Raw genomic sequence first — 24682 nt, 5'->3', positions numbered from 1 at the left:
TGGTTCTTCTGGGGTTTGGGAAGCCTCAGCGTGGCAACGGCTTATCCAATTCTCCACTGGTACGTCCTTCGCGCGATCCGACAGCGGTACTATGACCTTTTGCCCAAAGACGAAGCCGTGTGGGCTTCACTGACGGCTCACCTCGCATGGTGGAGTGTTCCTCTTTGCTTTTTTGGCTATTTGTCGACCCGGTGGCTCGTTCGTAGGCTGGCCCGTACATAGCCTAAAAGAAGGATCGCTCTCATTGTTTCTCCGTGAGCGTGCTTTTACCCCAATTCCTGCAGTTATCCCTCGCGCGCGACTTCTTTCCAGCCGATATCGCTGCGGTAGAAGCCGCTTGGGAAATTGACCTTGGCCACCGCTTCGTAGGCTGCCGCTTTGGCCTTTGTCACATTCGCGCCGCTTGCCGTCACGTTGAGCACGCGGCCACCGTTCGCGACCAGAGCGCCGTCCACCAGCTTTGTGCCTGCGTGAAAGACCTTTGCGCCATTTGCTTGCGCCGTGCCCAGATCAATGCGCCCGCCCTTTTCCGGCGTTCCGGGATAGCCATTGGCGCACATCACCACGGTGAGCGCGGTTTCCTCGGCGAAACCGGCTTCGACCCCGGCAAGCTCGCCCCCGGACAGTTCACCCTTGGCACAGGCCAGCATCACCGCTGCCAGATCGCCCTCGAACCGCGTCATCAGAACCTGGCATTCCGGATCGCCGAAACGGCAATTGTATTCGATCAGCTGGGGGCCGGTCGCGGTCAGCATGAGGCCTGCGTAAAGCACGCCGGAATAGGGCATTCCCTCGGCGCGCATCGTGTCGACGGTCGGCTGGATAATCTCTGCGATCACGCGGGCCTGAAGTTCGTCGGTGAGGACGGGTGCGGGCGAATAGGCGCCCATGCCGCCGGTGTTGGGGCCAGCATCGCCTTCGCCCACCTGCTTGTGGTCTTGCGCCGTTCCAAAAGGCAGCACATTTTTGCCGTCGGTGATCGCAAAGAAGCTTGCCTCTTCGCCTTCGAGAAATTCCTCGATCACAACCTGCGCGCCGGCCTCTCCGAATGCTCCGTCGAACATATCGGCGAGCGCAGCTTTCGCCTCTTCGAGCGTGGCGGCGATGACAACGCCTTTACCTGCCGCGAGCCCGTCGGCCTTGAGCACGTAAGGCGCGGTGAATTTGGAAAGCGCTTCGACAGCCTCCGCGAGGGAGTGCGTGCGGACATAGCCGCCTGTGGGGATATCGGCTCTTGCGCACAAATCCTTGGTAAAACCCTTGGAGCCTTCCAATTGCGCGGCCTTGGCGGACGGGCCGAAAGCGGGGATGCCAGCGGCGGCGAGGCTATCGGCAAGGCCTTCGACCAGCGGAGCCTCCGGGCCAATCACCACAAGGCCGATATCGCGTACCTTGCAAAACTCCACCACCGCCGTGTGATCACTCGCATCAAGGGTCACAATTTGCGCTTCCTCAGCGATGCCCGGATTTCCGGGGGCGGCGTAGAGCCTATCACAAGACGGGGATTGCGCCAGCTTCCAGGCTAGCGCATGTTCACGGCCACCCGACCCGATCAACAGGATATTCATGGCTCGCAGCCCCTCTTCAAACAACGACGACAGTTCTGGCCTGCTAGCGCGCAGCAGAGACGGCGACAATGCCGAGCCGCTTACGATCAGCGAGATTTCCCAAAGCTTGAAGCGCACCGTGGAGGATCGCTTTGGCTATGTAAGGCTTCGCGGCGAGCTTTCCGGCGTCAAACGCGCGGCTTCTGGGCATATGTATTGCGCGCTTAAAGACGACAAAGCGGTGCTCGACGGGGTGATGTGGCGCGGGAATGCGGGGCGGCTGGCCTTTGTGCCCGAAGACGGGCTTGAGGTGATCGCGACGGGTAAGCTGACGACTTATCCCGGCCGTTCCAAATACCAGATCGTCATCGACAGTCTTGAGGTCGCGGGCGAGGGCGCTTTGCTGGCGCTGCTGGAAAAAACCCGCGCACGGTTGGACGCCGAAGGGCTGTTCGCACCCGAGCGCAAGCGCCGCCTGCCGTTTCTGCCGCGCACTATCGGGGTGGTAACCTCGCCCACAGGTTCAGTCATCCGCGATATTCTGCACCGGCTCGCCGACCGGTTCCCGAGCCATGTTCTGGTCTGGCCGGTTCTGGTTCAGGGGCAGGGGGCGGCTGAACAAGTGGCGGGCGCCATTCGAGGGTTCTCTGAAATTCAACCGGGTGGTCCGGTTGCGCGGCCCGATGTGGTGATTGTGGCGCGCGGAGGCGGATCGATAGAGGATTTGTGGTCCTTCAATGAGGAGATTGTGGTTCGCGCAATTGCCGAATGTACCATTCCGGTGATTTCTGCCGTGGGTCACGAAACCGATACAACGCTTGCCGATTATGCGGCGGATCGGCGTGCGCCGACCCCGACAGCCGCCGCCGAGATGGCAGTTCCGGTGCGGGTGGACCTGGAGGCCACGGTCGCCGATTTCGCCGCTCGCCAACGCCGCGCAGTGCATCGCCCGCTTGAGCTTGGCCGTGAGCGGCTGGAAGCGCGCGTGCGGCGGATGCCGAAGATCGAAGCGCTGCTCCAACCCCAGGCGCAAAAGCTCGACGATCTTTCAGAGCGCCTTCGCCGTGGCTTGCGTGACCGTGCAGGGCAGGGACGCGAGCGATTGGCAGGCACTGCGGCGCGGCTTAGCCCGCGTCTTCTGGGCCAGGCGCTTGAAACGCGCCAAGAGCGCCTTCGCCGGGTCAGGCTCTTACCCGAGCTTGTGACGCGCCCAATCGGCGAGAGGCAAAACCGCCTCGATGCTCTTGCTCGGCTGACACAGCAATTGCACCCGGAAAAGCCATTGGAACGCGGCTATGCGATGGTGCGGACCAGCGAGGGCAAAGTCGTAACCTCCCGCGCGGACGCCGCCAAGCACACTGCGCTTGATCTAAGGTTCAAGGATGGCGAGCTGACTGTTGGAGTGGGGGACGCCCCTCCACCTGCACCTGCACCTGCACCTCCCAAGCGCAAATTGCGACCATCTGCACCAAACCCGGCGCAAGATGATTTGTTTGGATAGCTCCGGCTTGCTATAGGCTCACCTATGTTGATGTCATCAGGCGATAAAACCGCTAAACTCCATTATGGTCCCTCTGGCTTTCGTGTGCTTCGCCCGGGCCAACATGTCATTTGTGCCGTGTCCGGGACAGTGATCCACCTGGAAGACCTTCGCTATTGGAGCGCGGAGCATCAGGAGGCCTATGCCACCCCTGAAATCGCGACCCGCCGCCTGCTTGAGCAAGAGTAACGCGATGCGCAGGCTTGGGATTGTTGCTGGGCTGGGATTACTGGGACTTGTAAGCTGCACCGGGACGGAAGCGGCAACCCCGGTTGCTGTTGAATCGGCAACAGCTGCACCGGTCGCAGCGGAGCCTGTGGCAGCGGCTGCACCTGAGAGCGAAACGGGCTCGCAAGGTTCCGCCGATGAGCCAGCCTATCAAAACACGCGGTTTTCTTATTCAGGTGAGCTCACCCAAGGCGGGTTTATCCGCGGGTTTGTGCCCGATGGCGCAGTCTCTGCATCACTGGGCGACCAAGCGATCGAAATTGGCGAAGACGGGTCGTTCTTTGCAGCCTTTGACCGCGATGCTGAGAGCACTGTCACCCTGAGCGCAAGGCTGGAAAGTGGCCAAATCCACGGCGAAACGTTGAGTGTCTCTTCACGCGACTGGCAGATTGAACGGGTCAATGTGCCCAAGCGCGAGCTTCGCGATCCCGAAGCCTACTGGAAACAGCGCGAGCCTGAATACAATGCGATTGTCGCCGCGCGGGCCAGGAAAACCGATGCGCAAGGGTGGAAACAGGATTTCATCTGGCCGGTCACGGGCCGCATTTCGGGCCGCTTTGGCCGCCAGCGTATCTATCAAGGTGAGCCGGGGAGCTATCACTCGGGCATCGACATTGCCAAACCCAATGGCACGCCTTTTGTAGCACCCGCAGACGGCGTGGTGGTCCTTGCGCGCACCGGGTTCAGCCTTGAAGGCGGGCTTTTGATGATCGACCACGGCAATGGCCTCAACAGCGCATTTCTGCATTGCAGCCGCCTTGTCGTGAAAGAGGGTGACCGCGTGCGTCAGGGACAGCATATCGGCGATGTAGGCTCGACCGGGCGTTCTTCCGGGCCGCACCTTCACTGGGGCCTCAAATGGCACGATGCGCGCTTTGACCCGATCCTTCTTGCAGGGCCGATGAACTAGAATGTCTAGAGCAGTCCGGGTCATCGCGGCTCTGGCTGTGGCTGGTATGGTGGCACCCGGCACTTGGCTGCGAACCCCGGTTGAAAAGGCAAACCCCGAAAGAATTGAGCTTGCTCAGATCGCAGGGCCATCGCAGGTTTCAGCGCCCGGGTGGAGCGTTGAGGGCGTGTGGCATTATTCAACCGAGCCCACTTTGCGTTTTGGCGGTTTTTCCGGGCTGATGCCGGTGGGCGATGGACGTTTGCGGGCTTTTTCCGACCGGGGGTTTCTCTTCACCTTTATCGAGCCCGACCGAGCCGAAGAAAGCGCCGATATGCGCCTGATTGGGGGCCTGCCTTATGATGATCCTGATCTCTACCCGCTATTGTGGGACATCGAATCGGTGACGCGTGATCCCGCCGATCGAGGCGATTATTGGGTGGGCTATGAAAACACTCATGCGATCCACCGCTTCTCTTATCGGACTGAGCCTGAAAAGGTGCGGATCATTCAGGATGAGGTGGATTGGTACGCCAATGCTGGGCTTGAGGCGATGGTGCGCCTGACCGACGGGCGATTTCTGATCATCCCCGAACGGCATCAAGAGGCGTTGATTTACGCCAGCGATCCTGTCGAGGGAGGCGCGCCGCGCATTCTGCCCTTTGCCAACCCAGCGCCAGAGTTTGCGGTGACAGACCTTGCACAATTGCCCGATGGCAGGGTCCTTTATCTGATGCGCGATGTGAATTGGGGCAACTACCCGCCCTTTGCGGGGATGATGGCAATATCCGATCCGCCCGATGCGGGGTCGGCGGAACCCTTGTCGCCGCGGATATTGTTCCGGTTTGACGATCTTCTACCGCCAGAAAATTACGAGGGGCTAGCGGTGCGCCGGCTTGAAGATGGCCGGGTGGCGGTCTGGGTTATCTCGGATGACAACATCGCTGCGATGCAGCGGACCTTGCTGGCCAAGCTGATTTACGACCCCTCCCTCAAATAGCGAAGCGATAGGGCAATGAAAAACGCCCTCAAATAGCGAAGCGATAGGGCAATCAAGAACACCCTCAAATAGCGAAGCGGTAGGGAAATGAAAAACGCAAAAAAGACGTGAGCGCCCACTTGCGCCACGCCTTCTTAGCAATTTCAGACGCCAAAGGGCGAATTAGGCAGCTGCGACAGCTTTCTTAAGCTCGCGCTTGACCTTTTGCGCCCGTGTCGAAAGCTTTTCGTCTTTCGTCTTGAGCAGCCAGTTGTCGAGCCCGCCATTGTGCTCAACCGAGCGAAGACCATTGGTCGATACGCGGAATTTGAAGCTGCGCTCGAGCTTTTCGCTCATCAGGGTCACGTTCTGCAGGTTGGGCAGAAATACGCGCTTGGTTTTGTTGTTGGCGTGGCTGACGTTGTTGCCAACCTGGCGGCCTTTGCCAGTCAGTTCGCAAATGCGCGACATGATAAATCTCGTCTCGTTTACTAGGGGGGCGCTACCGCCGTGATGGCGTCCCTTAATCACAAGTGATGTCATAAGGGTGTCCCGGAAAGCGCGCCGCATAGCCGCCCCTTGCCGAATCGTCAATTGATTCGTGCGGGTTTGAGGGGTAGCGCGTCGCTTCGATGACCCGCTGGCCGATCCCTCAACCCATGCAAACCGCGCTGGACGCGGCGCGAAAGGCAGCGCAGGCGGGCGAAGTGCCCGTGGGCGCGGTGATCGTCAAGGATGGAGAAATTATCGCGGTCGCCGCCAATGCGACACGCGTCCCCCCCGATCCCACCGGGCACGCAGAAATCCGCGCAATCCGCTTGGCGGCGCAAGCTCTGGACGATGACCGGCTGACAGACTGCGATCTTTACGTGACGCTGGAGCCTTGCGCGATGTGTGCAGGCGCGATTGCCCATGCGAGGGTTGCGCGGCTCTACTACGGCGCCAGCGACCCCAAAGGCGGCGGCGTAGAGCACGGCGCACGGGTGTTTGAACAAGAGCAATGCATGCACGCGCCCGAGGTCTACACAGGATTGGGCGAGGCGGAGGCGGCGGAGTTATTGCGAGATTTCTTTAGGGAACGGCGCTAAATAGCCTCCACCACTGTCTCGCTAAGCCATTCCAGCGCTTCATCCTGCTCATCCAGTTCAAAAGCCTTGATCTCAGGTCTAATCAGCATCCCCATGGTTTCGGCCACGCCGCCGACCCAGCTTGGCCCCCCGACAATGGCGTAGCGGTCGATTGTGTCGATCAGCTTGAGCTTTGAGGCGAGGAGATGGCGGCTGAACAGCAGTTCGGCTTCAAAGCCGTGCCAGTGGCGGATCACCATCATCAGCTTGGTGCATTGCGGATCACTCAGCCGTTCCTCGACCATGGCAAGCCCGCGTGTCGATTCGGGCCCATCAAGCCGCCCGACAACCTCAAACGCCGCCACATCGCTCCTGCCAAGGTCAAGCTCGCGGAAAGCGCCTTTGTGCGGGGCATCCTCTTCCCCAAGCACCCAAGCGAGCGCTGCGTCTTTCTCGTCGTCGTCATAGACCTGATAGGTGACGCCGGGCAGCAGCATGCTTTCAAGCCGCGCCGCAGTGCGAATCCAGTCCTCGTCAGAGATGATCGCAATACGATCAAGCGAGTAGAGCCATTTTACGAACAACGGCATATGCGCCAATTCGATAGTGACCGCAGAAAACGTAAAACCGGTGAGCGCGGTTGCATCGATCAGCAGATTTCCGCCGCCGCCATTATCGTAGTGGCCTTGGACGAAATCCACGAGGGTCTCGACATCCGCCTGGCAAAACTCGGCAATCGAGGTGATGCGAACGGCTTTGGGCGATAGGGATTCGATATTGATCATTGGGGGACCTCCATGGTCCCTTTCTACGCCGCGAGTCGCACCGCTGTCGTTGATGCAGATCAAATTTCGGGGGGTGTGAGCCGCCCTAAAGCCCGCGCCAGATCTTCGCGCTTGCCTCGTCTCTTGCACCATAGCGCCGGTCATCGCAGCGGGTGGGGCGAAAGCGTTTGTTGTAGCAAAGGCGCAGCTCTTCCAGCCAACCGTCGCGGTTTAGCTTCACGCCGACATGGCTTGGCTGCCACATGCGCCCATTGGCATCGGCAAAGGCCTGGCGGATGCGGCCAGCGGTGAGGCCTTCCTCGCGGCTGATCCGGTCATAGTCGGGGATGCGAAGGCTCTCCCACAGCACTTTGGTGACGGCGAGATAGGTCTCCGGTTTCTTGACCATGCAGCTTCCGTGCTTGGCCCATTGCCGCGCGATGAGGCGGGCAGAGGGCATCATGCACATATTTGCACGCACTTCTCGCGGGGTAAGGCGGTTTTGAACCGCGCACCACTGGGGCCAAGTGCGCGATCCTTGCGGCCACAGGCCATGCACAACAAAGCCAAAGCGCCCGTTGTCGCCCGAGCATTGGACGCGGTGCGAGCGCGAATCTTGGCGGGTGCGGCAAAAGCCCGGCGACCAGCTAAGCGCGAGGGTATAGCCCGTGATCGGCACCACGCGGCGCTGCTGATCGGGCGCAATTTGCGGCACCGAAGACACCTGCGGCGCGCGGCACTGGTAGGCCTGCGCGGAGGCAGTGGCGGGAAGCCCAAAAAGCGCTAACCCGATCCAGAGCCAGCTATTTGAAAACAGTTGGGTCAAGCGATCTCTCCTGGCTCAGCCACCGCGAAGAAGACGGTAGGTAAAGAATGACAGTCGCAAAAATTGTCAACGCTGGGTCAACCACCAAGCCGAACAATAAGTCGTCATCCCGAAGACCAATGAAGAGAGCTGATCCAAGAGCTAGTATAGGCAAGACGCACATCACTGCCATAATCAGGCGTGCGATACGGCTGGCAAAACACCACACGGCCATGACCGGGATTAGCACTATGGTGAACAGAGAAAAGTTGGCGACGATCACATAGTCGCGGGTCCATTCAATCATGGGCAAGTCTTGCTGCAAGACCACCAAACTCTCCTCGATCTCAAAGAAGCTGGCACCAAGTCCAGTAATGCCGAGCAAGACAAGGATTATCGCAAAGGTATGGATTGGCCACGGCCGTGGCCCTCGCGCCATCTTCATATCGGCTTAAAATCCAGCCCAACGTCAGCCGCAGGCGCGCTTTGGGTGAGCCTTCCCACCGAAGCATAATCCACCCCGCTTGCCGCTTTCGCGGCGATGGTGTCGAGGTTGATCCCGCCGCTCGCTTCTGTCTTGGCGCGGCCTCTCACCATTGCAACCGCCTCTTTGAGCGTTTCGGGCGACATATTGTCGAGCAACAGGTGGTCCGCGCCTGCTTCAAGCGCGGGTTCGATCTGATCCAAGCGGTCCACTTCGCAGATGATGGGGGAGACGCCCGCATCCCTTGCTCGCCGCACCGCTTCGCCGACAGAGCCCGCGACGGCGACGTGGTTGTCCTTGATCATGGCCGCGTCATAGAGGCCCATGCGGTGGTTCTGAGCTCCCCCTTGGCGGGTCGCGTATTTCTCCAGCACGCGCAGGCCCGGCAGCGTCTTGCGTGTGTCGAGCAGGGTGCAGGTCGCGCTGCCCACGCGCATCGCGGTCACATATTCATGCGCCATGGTGGCAATGCCGGAGAGGTGCTGCACGATGTTCAAGGCGCTGCGTTCGGCGGTCAAAAGCGCGCGCGCATTGCCCTCAAGCCGCATCAGATCAGTGCCCGGCGTCACTTGTTCGCCATCGCTTACCAGCGTCTCGATCACGCATTCGGGGTCAAGGTGCCGGAAAAACGCCTCAGCCAGAGGAAGCCCCGCCACCACAATCGCATCGCGGCTATCCATAACACCCGAAAAGCGCGCATCGGCGGGGATTACGCTTTCAGAGGTCACATCCTTGCCACCGCCGGGAAGGCCAACGCCCAAATCCTCGGCAAGCGTGTCGCGGATGAATGTGTCGAGGTCGAAGCCCTCAAGTGTGAATGCCATCAAAGTTCCGTTCGTCCTGAGCCAGTTGAAGCACCTCGTTTCCCAGAAGTTCAGGCATAGTGCGAGTGCCTGCCCTTCGACAAGGCCCTCCTGAGCTTGTCGCAGGGCTCAGGACGAACGCAGTTCGGGAATTAATTGACTGATCGGGCCTGATAGCAGGTCCGCAAGGGCGACCGCCCGCCCGCAGGTGCCCCGCAGCGCAGCGGAGGGATTAGCGCCGAGGACAAAGGCCCGGATGGGCCTTCGCAAAACAAATCAATGCACGAAACGCGCAACCACATCCCTGTAGGACCGCGATACCTTCACCTCTGCACCTGAATCCAGCACGAGGAAGCACTCGCCATTGGTGTGGGGTTTTACCTGGCGCACCTGGTCGAGGTTCACGATCCAGCTTCGGTGGACGCGCTGGAAGACGCGCGGGTCAAGGCGGCGCTCCAGATCCTTCATCGTCTCGCGCAGGACGAGCGAGTTTTCGGCGGTGTAAATGCACATGTAATCGCCTGCCGCCTCGATGCGTTCGATTGAGTCGACTTCGACGCGGAAAATCTGGCCGCGATCTTTGACATTGATGAGCTTTTCAAACCGGTCCGCGCTTTCGCCCGGATCGCCGGTAAAGTCGGCGGCAAGGTCCGGGGCGACTTCGGAAAGCACGCCCATCAATTGCTCTGCATCCTCGGCGGATTTCTTCTCGGCCAGACGCTGGCGCACGCGCTCTACGGTGTCGGCAAGCTTGTCCTCGTCCACCGGCTTCATCAGGTAATTGACCGCATTGGCTTCGAACGCGCGGATGGCGTGTTCTTCGTATGCGGTCACAAAAACGAACAGCGGAGGCTCGATTTCCATGACGCCTTTGACGACGCTGAAACCGTCAAAACCAGGCATCTGGATGTCGAGAAAGACGAGATCGGGTTTCTGCGTCTTGATCTTGCGGATGGCCTCACGCCCATTGGCACAGGTGTCAATGATTTCAACATCTTCAAAGGCCTGGAGCCTTAGCTGAAGGCCTTGGATGGCGAGTTTTTCATCGTCTACGATGATAGTGCGGATGGTCATATCACGAGTTTCCAATAACACGCTGAGAGTTCAGATTAATCACATTATCGGCTGCTTCAGTTTCGGGGGATGAGGCAGTTTCTGATGTGGGCGGGGGGGAATCGGCCGGGGATTTAGCTGGCGAATTGGTCGCCTGCTGCGAAGGTTCATACGGGATTTCGATGAGGACGGTGAAACCGCCGCCTGGCTGTGAGCGGGTTTCAAACAGGTGGTCTGCCCCGTACCCTTGCGCCAAACGGTTCTGGATATTCACAAGGCCAACTCCGGTGGAAACGGGCTCGCCCGGCCTTGGCGGTGCGTTGGACGCTATGGGCCGGTTCTGCCCGCCCAGAACAGCGCCAGGTCCGGTATCCTCGACCGCAATTCTAAGCCGCTCGCCGACCACGCGCGCGCTCAGGGAAATGCGCGCGCCTTCTTCTTGCGGGCTCACCGCATATTTGATCGCGTTTTCGACGAGCGGTTGCAGCAGCATTGCCGGCAATCTTGCGTGCATCGCCGCGTCTTCAATATCGAACTGGGTGCGAAGCCGCTCTTCAAAGCGCATGCGTTCGATATCGAGATAAAGCTGCAGCGTCTCGATCTCCTGCTCCAGCGTGACCTTGCTTCCCGGTTCCGCGATCAGGGTGTGACGCAGGAAACCCGACAGCCGCGTTAGCATCGCATTGGCGGGCCCTGTCTGTTTCAAAAGTACCAGAGTGCTGATGGAATTCAGAGTGTTAAATAGAAAATGCGGGTTCAGTTGATAACGCAGCATGGCAAGCTGAGCGGCGGTTGCCTGCGCTTCCAATCGTTGCAGGCGATCTGTCTGTTCCTCGACCCGCAGGAAGTAATTGATCGCGTAATACAGCGCGCTCCACCCGCCCAAAAGCGCGAGCGGGATAAAGCTTAAGCCGATGAGGCGCTGGGCAAAGCTCGTCTCGGTAAGCGAGCCTTGGTATAGCCCTTGGAGCCATGCCTCGATCGCCGAGTGCACCAAGACCGCGATGGTCAGCACGATGGCGGTCCCGCCCCATGTCACAATCGGCTGGCGGTCTATCAATTGGCGGTACACCACCGACAAGATCAGGGTGATGGTAAACCCGGTGATCGTGGTGACGAGCAAAACGACGAGCAGATCAAGCGGCTGATCATTGGCGATGGCAACCACGCTGCGCAGCAGGAAATAGCCACCCCAGCCCGCAAGTTGCAGGTTCCAGAAGGCGCGGTTTTTGCTCGCAAAGAACGGAGCGGGTTGGAATTTCACCATCGACATGGGCATGAGTGTAGCGCAAAAAACGGTTCGTCGCATGAATTAAGGTAAGCGTGCGCGCAGATGAACGCAAAGGCACAACCGCTTGCCGCAGGCGGGGCGGCATCTTGGCGCTTTTCCTCGCGGTTAGAGTCCCTGGTCTGGATCAACCTCGCGCCGGAAATGCGTGCGCCAGTCGGCTTTGCCTTCGCTAGCGATAAGTGCTTCAATCTGTGGGATTTCGGCCTCGATGAATTCTGCGCGTTCGTCCCAGCCATCATGGCTGCGATTGCGAAACAGCCCGCCATCACCCCCCGGCCCCCATTTTTCAAAGAAGCGCTTACCGCCCCGCGGATCATATCCCGCATTGGCGAGAAGCCAAGGGATCAGCCGGTCCGCCTCGCGCTCTGTGCGCCGGATGTTGCGGCGCTTTCTTTTATTGCGGTCGAGCCATGCGGTGTGACCCAAAAGATTATGCGCCAGTTCATGCGCAACGAGGCCTGCAAACTCTGCCTCCTCATATTGAAACGCGGGAAATTCGATGCCGATGACGACGCGGTTGCCATCTGCCACCGCCTTTTGCCCTTCGCCCATCAGCTCAAATCGCGAAGCGCATACAGGGACAGAGGCAATGACCGAGACATAATTGTCGTGAAAATCAAACTGAATGGCATCGTAGCCTTGGACCGACGCATCGATAAGGTCATGCACGCGGGCAAGGCGCTGCCAGTCAAACGGGCCTTGGCTCTCCCAATCGTTGGGATTGGTCCCGGCAAGCCGCACGATCTCACGGTTGCTCGGAAAATTGCCGGAAAGGTCAGCGGGGGACCCCTTCGCCACCGTTTGAACCGCAAAGTCGCCTGACAGACCAAGCGCTCGGCGGGCAATTTCTGGGGAGCCGTAACTCGCCATATCCTGCAATTGCAGGCCTGTTCCCGGGATCACCCGGTCGCAAAACTCAGCATTTCCGCGCACCAGTTTCCAGCCAACATTTTGTAAAAGCTGGTCGTATTTTTGGTAATTTTCAATCGCGCGGCGCTCTGCTGCAAGGTCGATCTTGTCCCAATTGATGGTATCGCGGGCGCTTGCTGCTGGCACGGCCGGTGCCGCCACGATTAGCGCGCCAAGCATGGCGACAGATGCAAGGCAAACCCTCACACGCATTTTATGACGCAGCGCTCGCCCCTGTTTGGGCTTCGGCTATGGCTTCGCGCAGGCGATCAACGCCAACAGCGCCCGGCATCAAAATGTCGCCGGTCACAAAGGCAGGCGTGCCGCTGAACCCCAGACTTTGCGCGAAGGTGAGGTTGCGGACCAGTTCAACCGAAACCTCTTCGCTTGCTGCATCAATGCGCGCCTGTTCCATGTTGAGGCCAATTGCCGCAGCAGCCGCTTCAACGCCTGCGGGGCTGGTGTCGCCGCGTTGAAACAGGGCCGAATGAAATGCCTGATACTGCCCTTGTTTGGCCGCTGCGAGAGCCATTCGCGCTGCCAGTTCGCTGCCTTCAAAGATCGGCCATTCGCGCATGATGATTTTGAGCTCAGGGTCTTCGGCGACAAGGCGCGAAATGTCCTGAAAGCTGCCTGCGCAATAGGGGCAATTGTAATCGGTGAACTCGACCAGCACTTTTGAGCCTTCCGGATTGCCCATGATGGCGCCGGGGAAGGGGGTGTAAAGCTCGTCTTTTACAGAGGCCAGACGATCGCGCGCGTCCTCGGCGGCAAGGGCCTGTGCCACATCCTGCAAAATGCTGGGATTGTCCATGAGATAGGCGCGCGTGCGATTGTCGGCGAGCCCGGTGTAGGACCAGAGCGCTGCGCCCAGAAAGCCGAATGTGAGCGCCAAAAGCGCTGTCAGCAAAGATTGTCGGGTGGGCGAGATGCCAGAATTTTGCGTGTTTTGCGTCATGGAGACGAGCTTTAGCGGCTGTCGCGCAAAGCTTCCAGTTCTGCGCGCGCCTGAAGGCCGACATCTTGTGCACGGATCCAATCAGGCGATCCGACCGGTAACCCCGCCTCGGCATCATTCGCATTGCGCAAGGCCTCAGGATAATTGCGGCGCATGATTTGTTGCTCGGCGCTGGCCAGTTTGGCGCGCGGAATATCGCCGCGATGCGCGTAAACAACGCCAAGCTGATACCATGCAAACGGATTGAACCGGTCTTTCGCAACCGCTGCGCGCAGCACCCTTTCGGCTTCCTCGTAATTGGCTTCTTCTTCCGTCGCGATCAGCGCATGGCCGAACATCCCCGCGATCAAAGGCTGATTGAGGGTCAATTCGGTCGCGCGGCGCAATGGCACAAGCGCTTCGGTCGGGCGGCCTGATTCGAGCAGGATCTGACCCTTCAGCTCCAAGAAATATGGGTTTTGCGCATCAAACGCGAGCAAAGCGTTCACTTCGTTCAATGCCTTTTCGACCTGCGCATCCTTGTGGAAGGCGTAAGCGCGGGCATAGCGCGCTGGTGTGCTTTGGTCGCTTTCAGGATATTGTTGAAGCGTGCGTTTCGGCTCAGCCAAATAACCATAAAGCTTGGCCTGGACGCTTAGGAAGCGAGCCTGAAGCTCTGGATCATCGGGCGCATCCCAATATTCGTCCTTCGTCAATTGATCGCGCAGGAATTGGATACGGTCACCAGACAATGGGTGCGTGCGACCGTAAGCTGCATCATCCGATTGGCTGTAGCCACGGCGAATTTCAAAATTCCTGAGCTTCTCGAAAAAGCTGATCATGCCGCGGCCCGAAATGCCAGCGCCGTTGAGATACCGCGCGCCCGCTTGATCGGTGGCGGCTTCCTGGTTGCGGTTAAAGGCGAGGAAATTGCCCGTTGCGGCCTGTTGCCCGGCCATAATCGCGCCCAAAGCGGCATCGCCTGCTCCAGCAAGCGCCGCGCCAACCCCGAGGATCAGCGACAGGATCGAGATGCCTTGCGCGCCTTTCGTGCGTTCACCAAAGCGAACGACGTGCCCGGCCGTGATATGGCCCAGCTCGTGCGCGATCACGCCTTGCACTTCGTTCGCAGTGTCGGCTGCGTTCAACAGTCCTGCGTGGACGTAAACCACCTGCCCGCCAGCAACGAACGCGTTGATGGACGAATCGTTGATGAGGACAATTTCGACATTCTCAGGTTCAAGCTCTGAGGCTTCGATCAGAGGGCGCGCCATATCGCGCAGCAGCGCCTCAGTCTCTGCATCGCGCAGGATTGACTGGGCCGCGACCGGTTGAACAGCGAGCGCAAAAGCGGCGAAAACTGCCAGCAGCGCGGCGACAAAGGAGCGAAGGAGATGCATCTGGATTACCTGCTAACGCCTTTAGGCCTGAACGGGAACTGAAGTTTTATCGGCTTGCGGTAGTCTGACGCACAAATTCGGCAATTTTCGGCACAACATCACGCCGCCCCCGCCACGGGGCAGCGATCGAAACGAGCGGGTCGGTGTGGTCTTTCTCTGGGTACAGCTCGAGGCGCGGGGCGTGCCCTGCTTCCTGCAAAAGCCCGCTGAGGTTGCGCGAATGGAACACGCCGACGGTCGTATCTTTCTTGCCATGGAGGAGAAGCATGGGCGGGCTGTTTTCGCTCACATGGTTGATCGGCTGGGTTGCATCAAGGTCATCGACATGACCAAAGCTTGCGATGGTGCTCTCGCTGTCGAGCGGGAGGAAGTCATAGGGGCCCGATATGCCGACAACGGCAGCGATGTCTTTGGGCGAAAGCCCGTGCGGTTCAAGCCAGCGGCTTTCCAGGGCGACCATCATCATATTGTAAGCGCCGGCAGAATGCCCTGCGATTACAATATTTTGTGGGTCCCCGCCATATTGCGCGATCTCTTGGCGAGCCCAGGCAAAGGCGCTTGCAGTGTCTTCGATCATGCCGGGATATTTGCCCGCCTCGCCCAAGCGATACCCGCTCAAAACCACGACAAAACCCTGCTCGGCAAAGGCGCGCCCGACGAAATCATAGCTTTCCGGATCGCCAGAATTCCACGAACCGCCATGCACGAAGAGCAAAACGGGGCGAAGAGCCGTGCCGGATGTCATCCTTGCATGTGCAGTGTTTTCAGGTGCCCAAACATGTGCAGTGTTTTCAGGTGCCCAAACCAGAACTTTCTGATCGGGATGGTCGCCGACCGCGATTTTGGCCTTAAGCTCAGCCCCGCCGTCACCGCCAAGGATCCGGTCAACCGCGCTCAAAACCACCGGGCCATCGCGTGAAATGGCGATTTGGAGCCCGATTGCGGCCAGAACTGCGAGTCCCAAAAGAACGCCGAGGGTCCAAACCATGATGCGAACGGGTCCTTTGGTTTTGCGAATGGTCTGAGTGTTCATTCGCACAGCATTTGGAGAGGGTTACGCGTCTCGTAAAGGCCAGAGGGGACGGCCTTGCGCAAGAAAGGCGCCTACACAGTGCGTGCGGCGCCTTTTTTGATTGGGTGTTTGGGTTGGCTGGACCGCTTAACCGACGAGCTTTTTGCCGGCCCGTTCAATGAGCGCGGTGTCGTCGTCAATCTCGCCGATCATCGCGACATTGCCTTCGCCATCACGGCGCACCATGACGAGCGAAAACTCGGGGCCTTCCGATGAAAGCGCATCGAACATCAGAGCATCAAGTTCGCGCAGTTTCTGGGCCAGTTTTGCCCGGATGTCGCCTTCATCTTCAACCACTTGGCCCGCTTCTTCGCGGCGCAGGCGGCGCTCGGATGCAACGACCGCTTTTAGGCCGCCCTCAGCTTTGGCGAGATAGTCCGCAAGGCTCCCGCGCTCCAGCTCAAGCCGGTGCGCATGGGAGAGGACGGCGGCATATTCGGTCAGGCGTGTCTTGTCGTAATCCTGGCCGAACACAAGCTTGACCACTGGGGTCATGGGCGCGCGTTCCTGGACGGTCAGGCCGTTGTCTTCGATCAGCTCGTCAAAAGCTTCGGGCTCGTCTTTTGCGGCAAGCGATACGTCGTAAGCGCGTCCCACGGCTGCATAAAGTGCCTGGCGGCTGCGATCTTCGGAGGCGCGGGCCGTGTGTGCAAGTTCGCGGGCCGAGGCGAGGCAGTCATACAGCCCTGCGTCCCCATCGATTTCTGCGATTTCTGCGATTTCTGCGACTTCTGCCGTAGCGGGCTCAGTATCGGGCGTTTCGCTCAGTTCGTCTGCAGTGTCGTCGGTATCGACCGGATCGTTTGAGCCTTCACCGCCCTTGCTGGCGGGCTCTTCGACCTTATAGTCGTCAGGGTCAAACCGGTCTGCATCAAGATCGACGGCCTTTTTGGCAGGAACCTCGATATAATCGGTCAGCGAGGCAAAGCTGTAGCTTGCGGCATTTGCGCCCTCTTCGTCCTCGTCGATTTCGTCTCCGAATTCATCAACTTCCGGCTCGTCGAGCCCAAATTGACCAAAATCTGGCCCCGGAAGATCATCGCTGTGACGATCAAAGTCCGATGGTGCATCACCCATTTGATCGGTGAAGCTCGCGATATTGTCATCGTCATCAAAGACGTCTGCGTCGGAAAGCTCTTCGGCGGCCTCGTCCTCGGCGGCCTCGTCCTCGGCCCAGAGGTCTAGTTCGCCCGCGTCAAAGGTTTTTTCAGCCGCATCGCTGGCTTCATGGGCTGGCGAATCGGCCCACTCGGTCAAAGGACCGATGTGGTGCTTTTGCGGGGTATCCTCTTCATCGGGGCGGCTGGCTGCAAGTTTTTCATCAATCGCCTGATCAATAGCCAGAAGCAGCTCATCAGCGGTCGCTGCATCGGCCATCTCTTTCCAATTGATGACGCCATAGATGAAATCAATCGTCTCATCATCGCTGGAAAAGGGCAGCAGGATGCCGCGGTAAAGGACGCTTGCACCGCGTTCGTTTACGAATTCCGCCTCAAACCCGATTGGTGCCTGATTGGCGAGGATTTGCATGTAATGGTCGGTGATCCGGCTGAGCAAAGACCGCGGCGGGACATCCGACAGTTTCATGATTTTATTGCCGCCTGCGCCGCATTCCCGGGCGAGCTTTTCGCCAAGAAACTGGACCGCAGGGTCCTCAATACCGCGAGAGAAATCGAGCAGAACGCTGTTCGGGCCAAAATCCGTCAGATTTTCAGGGTCAAGCAGTTCAATCGAGGGGAAGGTCGCGTCACCCAGAAGGCCGGCCCAGTGATTGTAAGCGCGCACTTGCATGCGGCGTTCGTCCTGGCCGATCGCTTCGGGTGGCAATTCGCGCACGGTTTCTTCTTCAAGTGTGCCGCTATCTTCACGAGCACCTTTTTCTTCACGATCAAGGCTTTCCACACCCCAATCAGGTGTGTCATCGGCAGATGTGCCGCTTTCAAAAGGTCCGCGAAGAGTATCCATGATTAGGCCGTTTGTCCCCAAACTATGACAAGCTTTGGGACAGTTCTGGCCTTACGTGGTAAAAATCCCGTTAAGCAGGCTTGCAAAACTTTGGAGCAAACTGTGTCAGCGATAGGCTGGATGAGGGGGCTAGGTCAGGGTGCTCAACCAATGCAGCAGGGCAAACGCAGTGCCTTAGAGGAAATACCGCATCTTGATCGCGACCTTTTGATCGGCAGAGCCAACGGTAAACACCGCATCATCCCAGTTCGGCGGGGCCATGCGCACCGGGGCATCGCGTGAAAAGCCATACCCTTCCTTGGGTGCCATCCCGAGAACCCGGTTGGCTTTTCCGTCCTCATTTTCATCATGCAAAAGCGCGATTGCGTATTCACCAGGCTTCACGTTGTTGAAGCGGATTGTGATCGTGTTCGCAGCCTTCACCACGGTGCGATAGGAATTGGGGTCATTGCGACACTTTGGGAAAATGCTCTCTTTGGTGGTCATGCAGGCGCGCACCACACCATTGGTGTTGCGCAGATCAGTGACCGTTATCGTCACCGTGCCCGCCGCAGCAGGGGCAGCTGCTGCCATAACGGCCCCACCAATGACAAGCGCGCCCAGGTTTCGTGCACGCTTTTGGATCGGGCTCTTCATGGGGCGCTTCTCGCCTGTTTGTCGAACCGCCGCGACAGTCCGCGATCGGTCCCGCAAACCTTGTCCCAGAAACGAAAATACAGCCCAAAATTGCATCGGTATTCCTCGTGATGCCGCTCGTGATGGCTTGCTGTTATCACCAAGGCCCCAAACGGGGAATGAACAAACGCGCGCGGAAAAATTTCCCAGCCCATGTGATTGACCACGCCCATTACCGTTGCAACCGTCAAAACCACGCCCAGCATGGCAAGATGGATAGGGACGAAAAAAACAAGGATCGGGATCACAATCGCGCCGGTTAAACTCTCGACCGGGTGAAAGCTCATCGCCGTCCAGGCGGTGGGCGGCTTGCTATCATGGTGGACCTTGTGCGCGAGTTGAAAAAGACTTGGCCAATGGTGCATCGCGCGGTGGCTCCAATAAAACCATGTGTCTTGTGCAAACAGATAGATCAGCACCGAAAACGGCAAATACCAAAGCGGATAGGCGTTCCAGTCGGTGTAGATCAGCGCAAAATCGTGATGTCGCCAAAGCCAGAACACAGCGCCCGCCGGCACCCCGTAAATCACCGCTGCGATAAGCGAATAGCGTATCTCGCTTGCGATCTGGCGGCGCTGTTTTGCATAAAGACCCGGTCGAGCGCGCTTTGTGATCCATGCAAATATCCCGCTGCTTGCGAAATAGCGAAGCGCAACCATCACGCTCATCGCAGTGCCCACAATCAGGAAAGCGAGCCAGACCGGGGTATCAGCAGGAACCATGGGATAGGCTTATGCCGCACAAAGCGGGCCTGGGAAACCCTGCTGAGCCTAGCCCGCGCTGCTTAAATCGGTGCACTGCGGGTCGATTAAAGCGGTGTTGCGGCGCAGGGCGATGCGGGCAAGTTTCTCAATCTCAGCTTTTCTGCGCGCCGCAGCGAGCGGCTCCAACGGAGCCTGCCGTACGATTTCAGCATCATAGCCATCAGCAACAATGATGCCGCAGCGTTCAGGACTATACGCCTCGCTTTCCAGCGGACTGCGATCCAGTTCCGGTGGGACACCCCAGAAAAAGCGATCGCAAAAATCGAGGTAATCGGGCCATTTGTTGTCACCCAAAAGATCACCGCGCGCGACCTTGATTTCGACAATGATAATCTGTCCGCGCGCATCGATCCCCATCAGATCAGCGCGCCGATTGTTCTTTAAAGCCATCTCTTCGACGCACCAGATGTCGTTGCGCGCAAAAAGGCGCTTGATCCCGCGCGCGACATCCGTGGCGCAGGGTGCTTTCGTGCTCGGGCCAATGCCGTTTTGAAGAGAGCTTTCGAGAATCGCGTTTTGAGTTCCGTCCATCACGTCTGGATGGAACATAATGTGAACACCGTCAAGCGCCTGCTTGCTGCTCGCATGGCCCACTCGCTTGGGCCGCTTGCCTCGCCCACCTGCCTGACTATGCGACGGTCGGTTCCATGACGCTCAAGATGGCTTCGCGGGCGTGGAAAACCTCGCGCCATAAGGCAAAGGCGGGTGCGCCGGGATCCTGTCCTCGCGATTCGACTTCGTTAAGAGCGGTGAGACCCATATCCACGAGAATTTCCATATCCTCGACCCCGCGCTCAACCGCGGGATGCGCATGATTGCCAAACAGCGCGCCGGTTCGCGATAAGGCATTGTTAAAACGTGTGTTTATCTGGTCCAAAGGCTCTGGCGAAAGGTCAGCCATCTGTGCGATCTGAGCAACTTTACCATGCAACGCGCTCCACCGCTGGCCAAGAGACGATTGCGGTGCTCGGTCTGGCCGAGGGGAGAGGCTGCCGGGGCGTTGCTGAATTACGGTCATTCCTGGCAATTAAACCCAATGCTCTTGCCGATTGGTTAAACTCGACGCCCAGTCGCTTGAGGATGGACTTGCAGTAACGGTTCTAACCATTGGGGGAGTGATTTGTGTGGTTTGCGATTGCGTGAAAGCGCCAATAATGTCTGGCGCAGGGACCAGTCCCTTGCTAATCGCGGCACGTGAGCGGATGATGTCCGCTTGCAATATAAAGCCTCATGGCCGAAAGCCGCCATGGCCCCGGCACCCGTAGCTCAGCTGGATAGAGCGCTGCCCTCCGAAGGCAGAGGCCAGAGGTTCGAATCCTCTCGGGTGCGCCAGTTTTTTCAAACACTTGCCGCGCTGCACAATTTCGCCGGTGAGGCCCGTAAGTGAAATATAAGTGCAAACCGTGATTTTTCCCCAGAAAATCAGCAGGTTTTGCGCACTTGAGTGTCCGTAGGTGACTAGCTTTGTTTTGTTAGGTCCGAGTCGCTTTCTCAATACGCTGTTCGATCACTTGCGGAGACGTTTGCATTCTTGAAATTATAAGCTGAAGCTGACATTCGGCTAACGAAACAAGTTCCGGCTATTCATCAATTTTTGAAAAGTCTATTTTCCGCCGCATACCGCTCAGCTAATAAATGCAAAGACTTGCATCTTAAGTAAAAAGCCCTACCCAAGACTTCAGGGTCGATTGCAATTCATGGCATCATCAATAGAAAATCCTTTGGCGGCTCCCGCCGATGCGGCGCTGTTGAGCTTCGTTTTACTTGCTCAGTTTCTTGGGCAAGCAGCCGACCCTGCGCAAATCCACCATGATCGTGGGCAAGGCGATAGGCCATACACATTTGATGACCTCGTGCGAATTGCCAAGAAACTCGATCTCATTGCAAGACGCAAGAGCGCGCCGCTAGCTGAGCTTTCAAAGCTTCCCCTACCGGCTCTAGTCAGGCTGAACGAGGGCGGCTGCGCGGTTCTTCTCAAGATAGACACAAGCGGTGATGCGGGTGTGCGCCATATGGTTCTGCGGCCCGATAGCGAGCGGCCTGAAGTTTGGTCCGAAGAGCAGGTCTTGGAGCAATTTGAGCTGAATGGCGGCAAGGTTGACCTCTTGCTGATGACAAGCCGCGAGAAGATCGCGGGCGAAAAACGCGCCTTTGATATCAGTTGGTTTATTCCCGCTCTTGTTAAGTATCGCAGAGCCTTGCGCGATGTACTGATTGGAAGTTTCTTCCTTCAATTGGTTGGCCTGGCCTCGCCCATCTTCTTCCAGCTCGTGATCGACAAAGTGTTGGTCCACCAATCGATGACCACGCTTGAGGTGTTGGCGATCGGTCTTGCGACGGTTTTGGTGTTTGAGACGATGTTGTCGGCTCTTAGGAATTGGCTCTTCGCTCATACATCGAACCGGGTGGATGCGGAGCTGTCGGCGTCCCTGTTCAAGCATCTGGTTGCCCTGCCGCTCTCTTATTTCGAGGCGCGGCGCGTGGGCGATAGCGTTGCGCGTGTGCGCGAGTTGGAGAACATTCGAAACTTCCTCACATCGAACGCAGTGACCGTGGTGATCGACCTTTTCTTCACCATCGTCTTCTTCATTGTGATGTATCTCTATTCGCCAATGCTGACTCTGATCGTGGCACTGACGATACCGGTCTACATCGCGATTTCGGTGTTCATAACGCCGCCGCTTCGCGCGCGCTTAGATGAGAAATTCAAACGCGGAGCCGAGAACCAGGCGTTCCTGGTTGAGACCGTCACCGGCATTGGCACGCTTAAGAGCATGGCGGTTGAGCCGCGCATGCGCGACCGCTGGGAAAAGCAGTTCGCGGGCTATATCAAGACTGGATGGGACGTAACGGTCCTGTCGAACTGGGGCAGCCATTTGATCCAATTGGTGAGCAAGCTCACTACGGTGGCGATCTTGTTCTTCGGCGCGCAGGCGGTGATTGCGGGCTCGCTGACTGTGGGCGCATTGGTTGCGTTCAACATGCTTTCGGGCCGTGTGGCGCAGCCCATCCTGAGGCTCTCTCAGCTGTGGCAGGATTTCCAGCAGGTGCGTATCTCGGTGGACCGCTTGGGCGACATCTTGAACGCGCCTGCAGAGCCCGAGCACAACCCCAACCGCGCTAGCCTCCCGCCGATTAAGGGACAGGTGGAGTTCGACAAAGTCCGCTTCCGCTACCGCGCTGATGCACCTGAAGCCTTGCGCGGGGTGAGCCTTGATATCCGTGCAGGCGAGATGCTTGGCATTGTTGGTCCATCGGGCTCGGGTAAATCGACGCTCACCAAGCTGGTTCAGCGGCTTTATGTGCCAGAGCAAGGACGTGTGCTGGTTGATGGCACCGACCTTGCTCTGGTCGATCCGGCGTGGCTGCGCCGCCAAGTGGGCGTGGTCCTGCAAGAGAACATTCTATTCAACCGCACGGTGCGTGAGAATATCGCATTGGCGAACCCCACGATTGATATGGAGCGGGTGATCGCAGCGGCAGAGCTAGCAGGGGCCCATGAATTTATCCTGACGCTCTCTCACGGCTATGACACGGTGATCGAAGAGCGAGGTTCGAACCTCTCCGGCGGCCAGCGCCAACGGCTCGCTATTGCAAGGGCGCTAATTACCGATCCCAGCATTCTTATCCTCGATGAGGCGACAAGTGCACTTGATGCCGAAAGCGAAGAGATCATACAGAACAACCTTGCACGCATCGCAGAAGGCCGCACGGTGATGATCATCGCTCACCGCCTTTCCGCTGTACGCCCATGCGATCGGATCATCACAGTTGAGGCAGGCGAGATTACGGAAATGGGCAGCCACGAAGAGCTTCTCAAAGCCGGCGGTCGCTACGCACAACTCCATGCCAAACAAACCGGCATGGCGTCTGGCGGAGTTGGGGGCGCGTAATGGGTTTCTTCTCTGATCGTTTCCCCACGATGACCAAACACCTTGCCGTTTTTGGCGAGGCATGGCGCGGGCAGAACGAGGCGGACAAAGCCTTCAAGCCCGAGGAAGAGCACGAGTTTCTCCCCGCAGCGCTTGAGATCATGGAGAAGCCTGCAAGCCCAGGCATGCGCTGGCTTCTGTTGCTGATCTGCACTTTGTTTGTGCTGGCTCTCATCTGGGCTTTCTTCGGCAGGATCGATGTTGTCGCCACTGCGGCGGGCAAGACGGTTCCGGGCGATAATGTCAAAGTTGTCCAGCCCATTGAAATCGGCTCTGTGCGCGAAATCCATGTGAAGAACGGCCAGTTCGTGAAGGCGGGAGAGCTGTTGATCGAACTCGACCCAACACTCGCCAATGCAGATGAAGCGCAAAGCTCGCAAACACTGCTTTCCGCGCGGATTATTCAAGCGCGCAATGATGCTCTGCTTGCCCACCTGCAGGGCCGCCGGGCGCGCTTTGTGCCGCCAGAAGGGACGACTTCTGATATCATCCGCACCGAAGAGGCCTTCGTCGCCAATGCAACCGCGCAATATGATGCGCAAGCGGCAGCTTTAACGCAGCAACGCGCGGAAAGTCAGGCGGAACTGGCGGCTGCCAATGCGGAGATCGCCAAGCTCGAAGAAGCGCTGCCCTTTATCGACCAGCAATTGGGCGCGCGTGCGGAACTGGCAGAGCGCGGCTATTTCTCCAAGCTCCAACTCCTCGAATACGAACAGCTGCGCGCCGAGCACCTGCGCAATATCGAGGTGCAACAGGCGAATAAAATGCGCGCTGAGGCGGCGATTGGGCGGTTGAATGCGGAGCTAGCAAGCCTTCGCGCTGGCTTTGGCCGGACCGCTGTCACCGATCTGGCAGAAGCGAATGACCGTGCAACCATGGCCGGTGAAGAGCTACGCAAAGCGGAACGTATGCGTAGGTTCCAAGAACTTCGCAGCCCGGTCGATGGCGTCGTGCAGCAACTCGCGGTAGGTACGGTTGGCGGCGTAGTACAGCCCGCAGAACCATTGATGGTGATCGTCCCGTGCACCTCAGGTGACGCAAGCGATGCGGCGAGTTGCAATGGTGGGATAACGGTTGAGGCTTTTGTCCAGAACAAAGATATTGGCTTTATCAAAGTGGGCCAGCGAGTGGCGGTGAAATTGGAGGCGTTTAACTTCACCGACTATGGCCTCATCGAGGGCACGGTCACGAACATAAGCCGCGATGCTATCGACCAATCTCAGCATCCCGCTGGAAGTGTGCGTGATGAAAATGGGCGCCCCATCCAACCTGGTCTAGTCTACGCAGCTAAAATTGAACTTGCTTGCGGTAAAGATGACCCTGAGCGCCACGCTCTATGCGACCGCGTGCAACCCGGAATGAGCGTGCAAGCTGAGATTAAAACCGGCCAAAGGCGCATCATCCAATACTTGCTCTCTCCTATCTCCCAAGCAGTCAACGAAGCAGCGCGGGAAAGATAAGGAAATATGAACTTTAAAAACTGAACTGCGTGATTGACAATGAGCTGAAAAAGTCATTTGTTAGATATTCATGGGGTCAGCGATACAAGCAAGATTGGGCCTTTGTACGGCCACCTGC

The 24682-nt window shown here is 58.2% G+C and carries 24 protein-coding genes and 1 tRNA gene; 8 read left to right on the top strand and 17 right to left on the bottom strand.

Annotation, left to right across the window (positions count from 1 at the left end; genetic code table 11):
* Window positions 1-284: 284 nt before the first annotated feature.
* Entirely contained in the window at window positions 285-1568 is a 1284-nt protein-coding gene (gene purD, locus EH31_RS11380) for a phosphoribosylamine--glycine ligase (RefSeq protein WP_034960538.1), read from the bottom strand.
* Here purD and xseA point away from each other — a divergent pair.
* From xseA to EH31_RS11360, 4 genes are read left to right on the top strand one after another with little or no spacing between them, the layout of a single operon-like run.
* Window positions 1567-3048, top strand: a complete 1482-nt coding sequence (xseA, locus tag EH31_RS11375; RefSeq protein ID WP_034960537.1) for an exodeoxyribonuclease VII large subunit — start codon at window positions 1567-1569, stop codon at window positions 3046-3048. The genes purD and xseA overlap by 2 nt on opposite strands.
* A gap of 24 nt (window positions 3049-3072) precedes the next feature.
* Window positions 3073-3276, top strand: a complete 204-nt coding sequence (locus EH31_RS11370) for a DUF2093 domain-containing protein (RefSeq protein ID WP_034960536.1) — start codon at window positions 3073-3075, stop codon at window positions 3274-3276.
* Window positions 3263-4225 (top strand): M23 family metallopeptidase, encoded by a 963-nt coding sequence (locus tag EH31_RS11365; protein ID WP_241765908.1) that lies wholly within the window; start codon window positions 3263-3265, stop codon window positions 4223-4225. The genes EH31_RS11370 and EH31_RS11365 overlap by 14 nt, the downstream gene beginning before the upstream one ends.
* A 1-nt stretch (window position 4226) precedes the next feature.
* The gene (locus EH31_RS11360) at window positions 4227-5204 is read left to right on the top strand and encodes an esterase-like activity of phytase family protein (RefSeq protein WP_034960534.1); all 978 of its coding nucleotides are present in this window, start codon (window positions 4227-4229) and stop codon (window positions 5202-5204) included.
* 162 nt (window positions 5205-5366) lie between these two features.
* Here EH31_RS11360 and rpmB read toward each other — a convergent pair whose 3' ends face one another.
* Window positions 5367-5654 (bottom strand): 50S ribosomal protein L28, encoded by a 288-nt coding sequence (gene rpmB, locus EH31_RS11355; protein ID WP_034960532.1) that lies wholly within the window; start codon window positions 5652-5654, stop codon window positions 5367-5369.
* A gap of 161 nt (window positions 5655-5815) precedes the next feature.
* Here rpmB and EH31_RS11350 point away from each other — a divergent pair, with 161 nt between their 5' ends.
* Window positions 5816-6271, top strand: a complete 456-nt coding sequence (locus tag EH31_RS11350) for a nucleoside deaminase (protein ID WP_034960530.1) — start codon at window positions 5816-5818, stop codon at window positions 6269-6271.
* Here the strand turns inward: EH31_RS11350 and EH31_RS11345 are convergent.
* From EH31_RS11345 to EH31_RS11275, 15 genes are all read right to left on the bottom strand, one after another.
* A complete protein-coding gene (locus tag EH31_RS11345; RefSeq protein ID WP_034960529.1) occupies window positions 6268-7035 on the bottom strand; it encodes a SpoIIAA family protein in 768 nt (255 codons plus the stop codon). The genes EH31_RS11350 and EH31_RS11345 overlap by 4 nt on opposite strands.
* Before the next feature lie 85 nt (window positions 7036-7120).
* Window positions 7121-7840, bottom strand: coding sequence for a ribonuclease T2 family protein (locus EH31_RS11340; protein ID WP_081853378.1), 720 nt, complete (start codon window positions 7838-7840; stop codon window positions 7121-7123).
* A complete protein-coding gene (locus EH31_RS11335) occupies window positions 7818-8204 on the bottom strand; it encodes a hypothetical protein (protein WP_161782146.1) in 387 nt (128 codons plus the stop codon). Before EH31_RS11335 ends, EH31_RS11340 begins: the two co-directional genes overlap by 23 nt.
* A gap of 56 nt (window positions 8205-8260) precedes the next feature.
* Window positions 8261-9127 (bottom strand): carboxylating nicotinate-nucleotide diphosphorylase, encoded by an 867-nt coding sequence (gene nadC, locus EH31_RS11330; protein ID WP_034960526.1) that lies wholly within the window; start codon window positions 9125-9127, stop codon window positions 8261-8263.
* Between the two features lie 255 nt (window positions 9128-9382).
* On the bottom strand, window positions 9383-10180 hold the full coding sequence (locus EH31_RS11325) for a LytR/AlgR family response regulator transcription factor (protein ID WP_034960525.1): 798 nt from the start codon (window positions 10178-10180) through the stop codon (window positions 9383-9385).
* Window position 10181: 1 nt separating this feature from the next.
* Entirely contained in the window at window positions 10182-11432 is a 1251-nt protein-coding gene (locus EH31_RS11320; protein WP_034960692.1) for a sensor histidine kinase, read from the bottom strand.
* Window positions 11433-11555: 123 nt separating this feature from the next.
* Window positions 11556-12521, bottom strand: coding sequence for a M48 family metalloprotease (locus tag EH31_RS11315; protein ID WP_241765907.1), 966 nt, complete (start codon window positions 12519-12521; stop codon window positions 11556-11558).
* A gap of 52 nt (window positions 12522-12573) precedes the next feature.
* The gene (locus EH31_RS11310; protein WP_051699208.1) at window positions 12574-13317 is read right to left on the bottom strand and encodes a DsbA family protein; all 744 of its coding nucleotides are present in this window, start codon (window positions 13315-13317) and stop codon (window positions 12574-12576) included.
* An 11-nt stretch (window positions 13318-13328) separates the two neighbouring features.
* Window positions 13329-14696 (bottom strand): M48 family metalloprotease, encoded by a 1368-nt coding sequence (locus EH31_RS11305; protein WP_034960523.1) that lies wholly within the window; start codon window positions 14694-14696, stop codon window positions 13329-13331.
* A gap of 46 nt (window positions 14697-14742) precedes the next feature.
* A complete protein-coding gene (locus tag EH31_RS11300) occupies window positions 14743-15729 on the bottom strand; it encodes an alpha/beta hydrolase (protein ID WP_051699207.1) in 987 nt (328 codons plus the stop codon).
* 126 nt (window positions 15730-15855) lie between these two features.
* Window positions 15856-17733, bottom strand: coding sequence for a PAS domain-containing protein (locus EH31_RS18160; protein WP_034960521.1), 1878 nt, complete (start codon window positions 17731-17733; stop codon window positions 15856-15858).
* A 174-nt stretch (window positions 17734-17907) separates the two neighbouring features.
* Entirely contained in the window at window positions 17908-18369 is a 462-nt protein-coding gene (locus tag EH31_RS11290) for a DUF2141 domain-containing protein (protein ID WP_081853377.1), read from the bottom strand.
* Window positions 18366-19130: a sterol desaturase family protein gene (locus EH31_RS11285; RefSeq protein ID WP_034960520.1), complete on the bottom strand. Its 765-nt coding sequence runs from the start codon at window positions 19128-19130 to the stop codon at window positions 18366-18368. Before EH31_RS11285 ends, EH31_RS11290 begins: the two co-directional genes overlap by 4 nt.
* A 48-nt stretch (window positions 19131-19178) precedes the next feature.
* Complete coding sequence (locus EH31_RS11280) at window positions 19179-19703, bottom strand: MmcB family DNA repair protein (RefSeq protein WP_034960687.1); 525 nt, start codon at window positions 19701-19703, stop codon at window positions 19179-19181.
* Window positions 19704-19800: 97 nt separating this feature from the next.
* Window positions 19801-20190 (bottom strand): hypothetical protein, encoded by a 390-nt coding sequence (locus tag EH31_RS11275; protein ID WP_034960519.1) that lies wholly within the window; start codon window positions 20188-20190, stop codon window positions 19801-19803.
* 237 nt (window positions 20191-20427) lie between these two features.
* Here EH31_RS11275 and EH31_RS11270 point away from each other — a divergent pair.
* From EH31_RS11270 to EH31_RS11260, 3 genes are all read left to right on the top strand, one after another.
* Window positions 20428-20504, top strand: a tRNA-Arg gene (locus tag EH31_RS11270).
* Window positions 20505-20869: 365 nt separating this feature from the next.
* Window positions 20870-23065, top strand: a complete 2196-nt coding sequence (locus EH31_RS11265) for a type I secretion system permease/ATPase (RefSeq protein WP_081853376.1) — start codon at window positions 20870-20872, stop codon at window positions 23063-23065.
* Window positions 23065-24564, top strand: coding sequence for an HlyD family type I secretion periplasmic adaptor subunit (locus EH31_RS11260; RefSeq protein WP_051699206.1), 1500 nt, complete (start codon window positions 23065-23067; stop codon window positions 24562-24564). Before EH31_RS11265 ends, EH31_RS11260 begins: the two co-directional genes overlap by 1 nt.
* Window positions 24565-24682 lie beyond the last annotated feature (118 nt).

Source organism: Erythrobacter longus (genome assembly GCF_000715015.1).
Classification (GTDB): Bacteria; Pseudomonadota; Alphaproteobacteria; order Sphingomonadales; family Sphingomonadaceae; genus Erythrobacter; species Erythrobacter longus.
The sequence above is the reverse complement of the archived record's forward strand: the minus strand, read 5'-3'. Positions and strand labels throughout refer to the sequence as shown.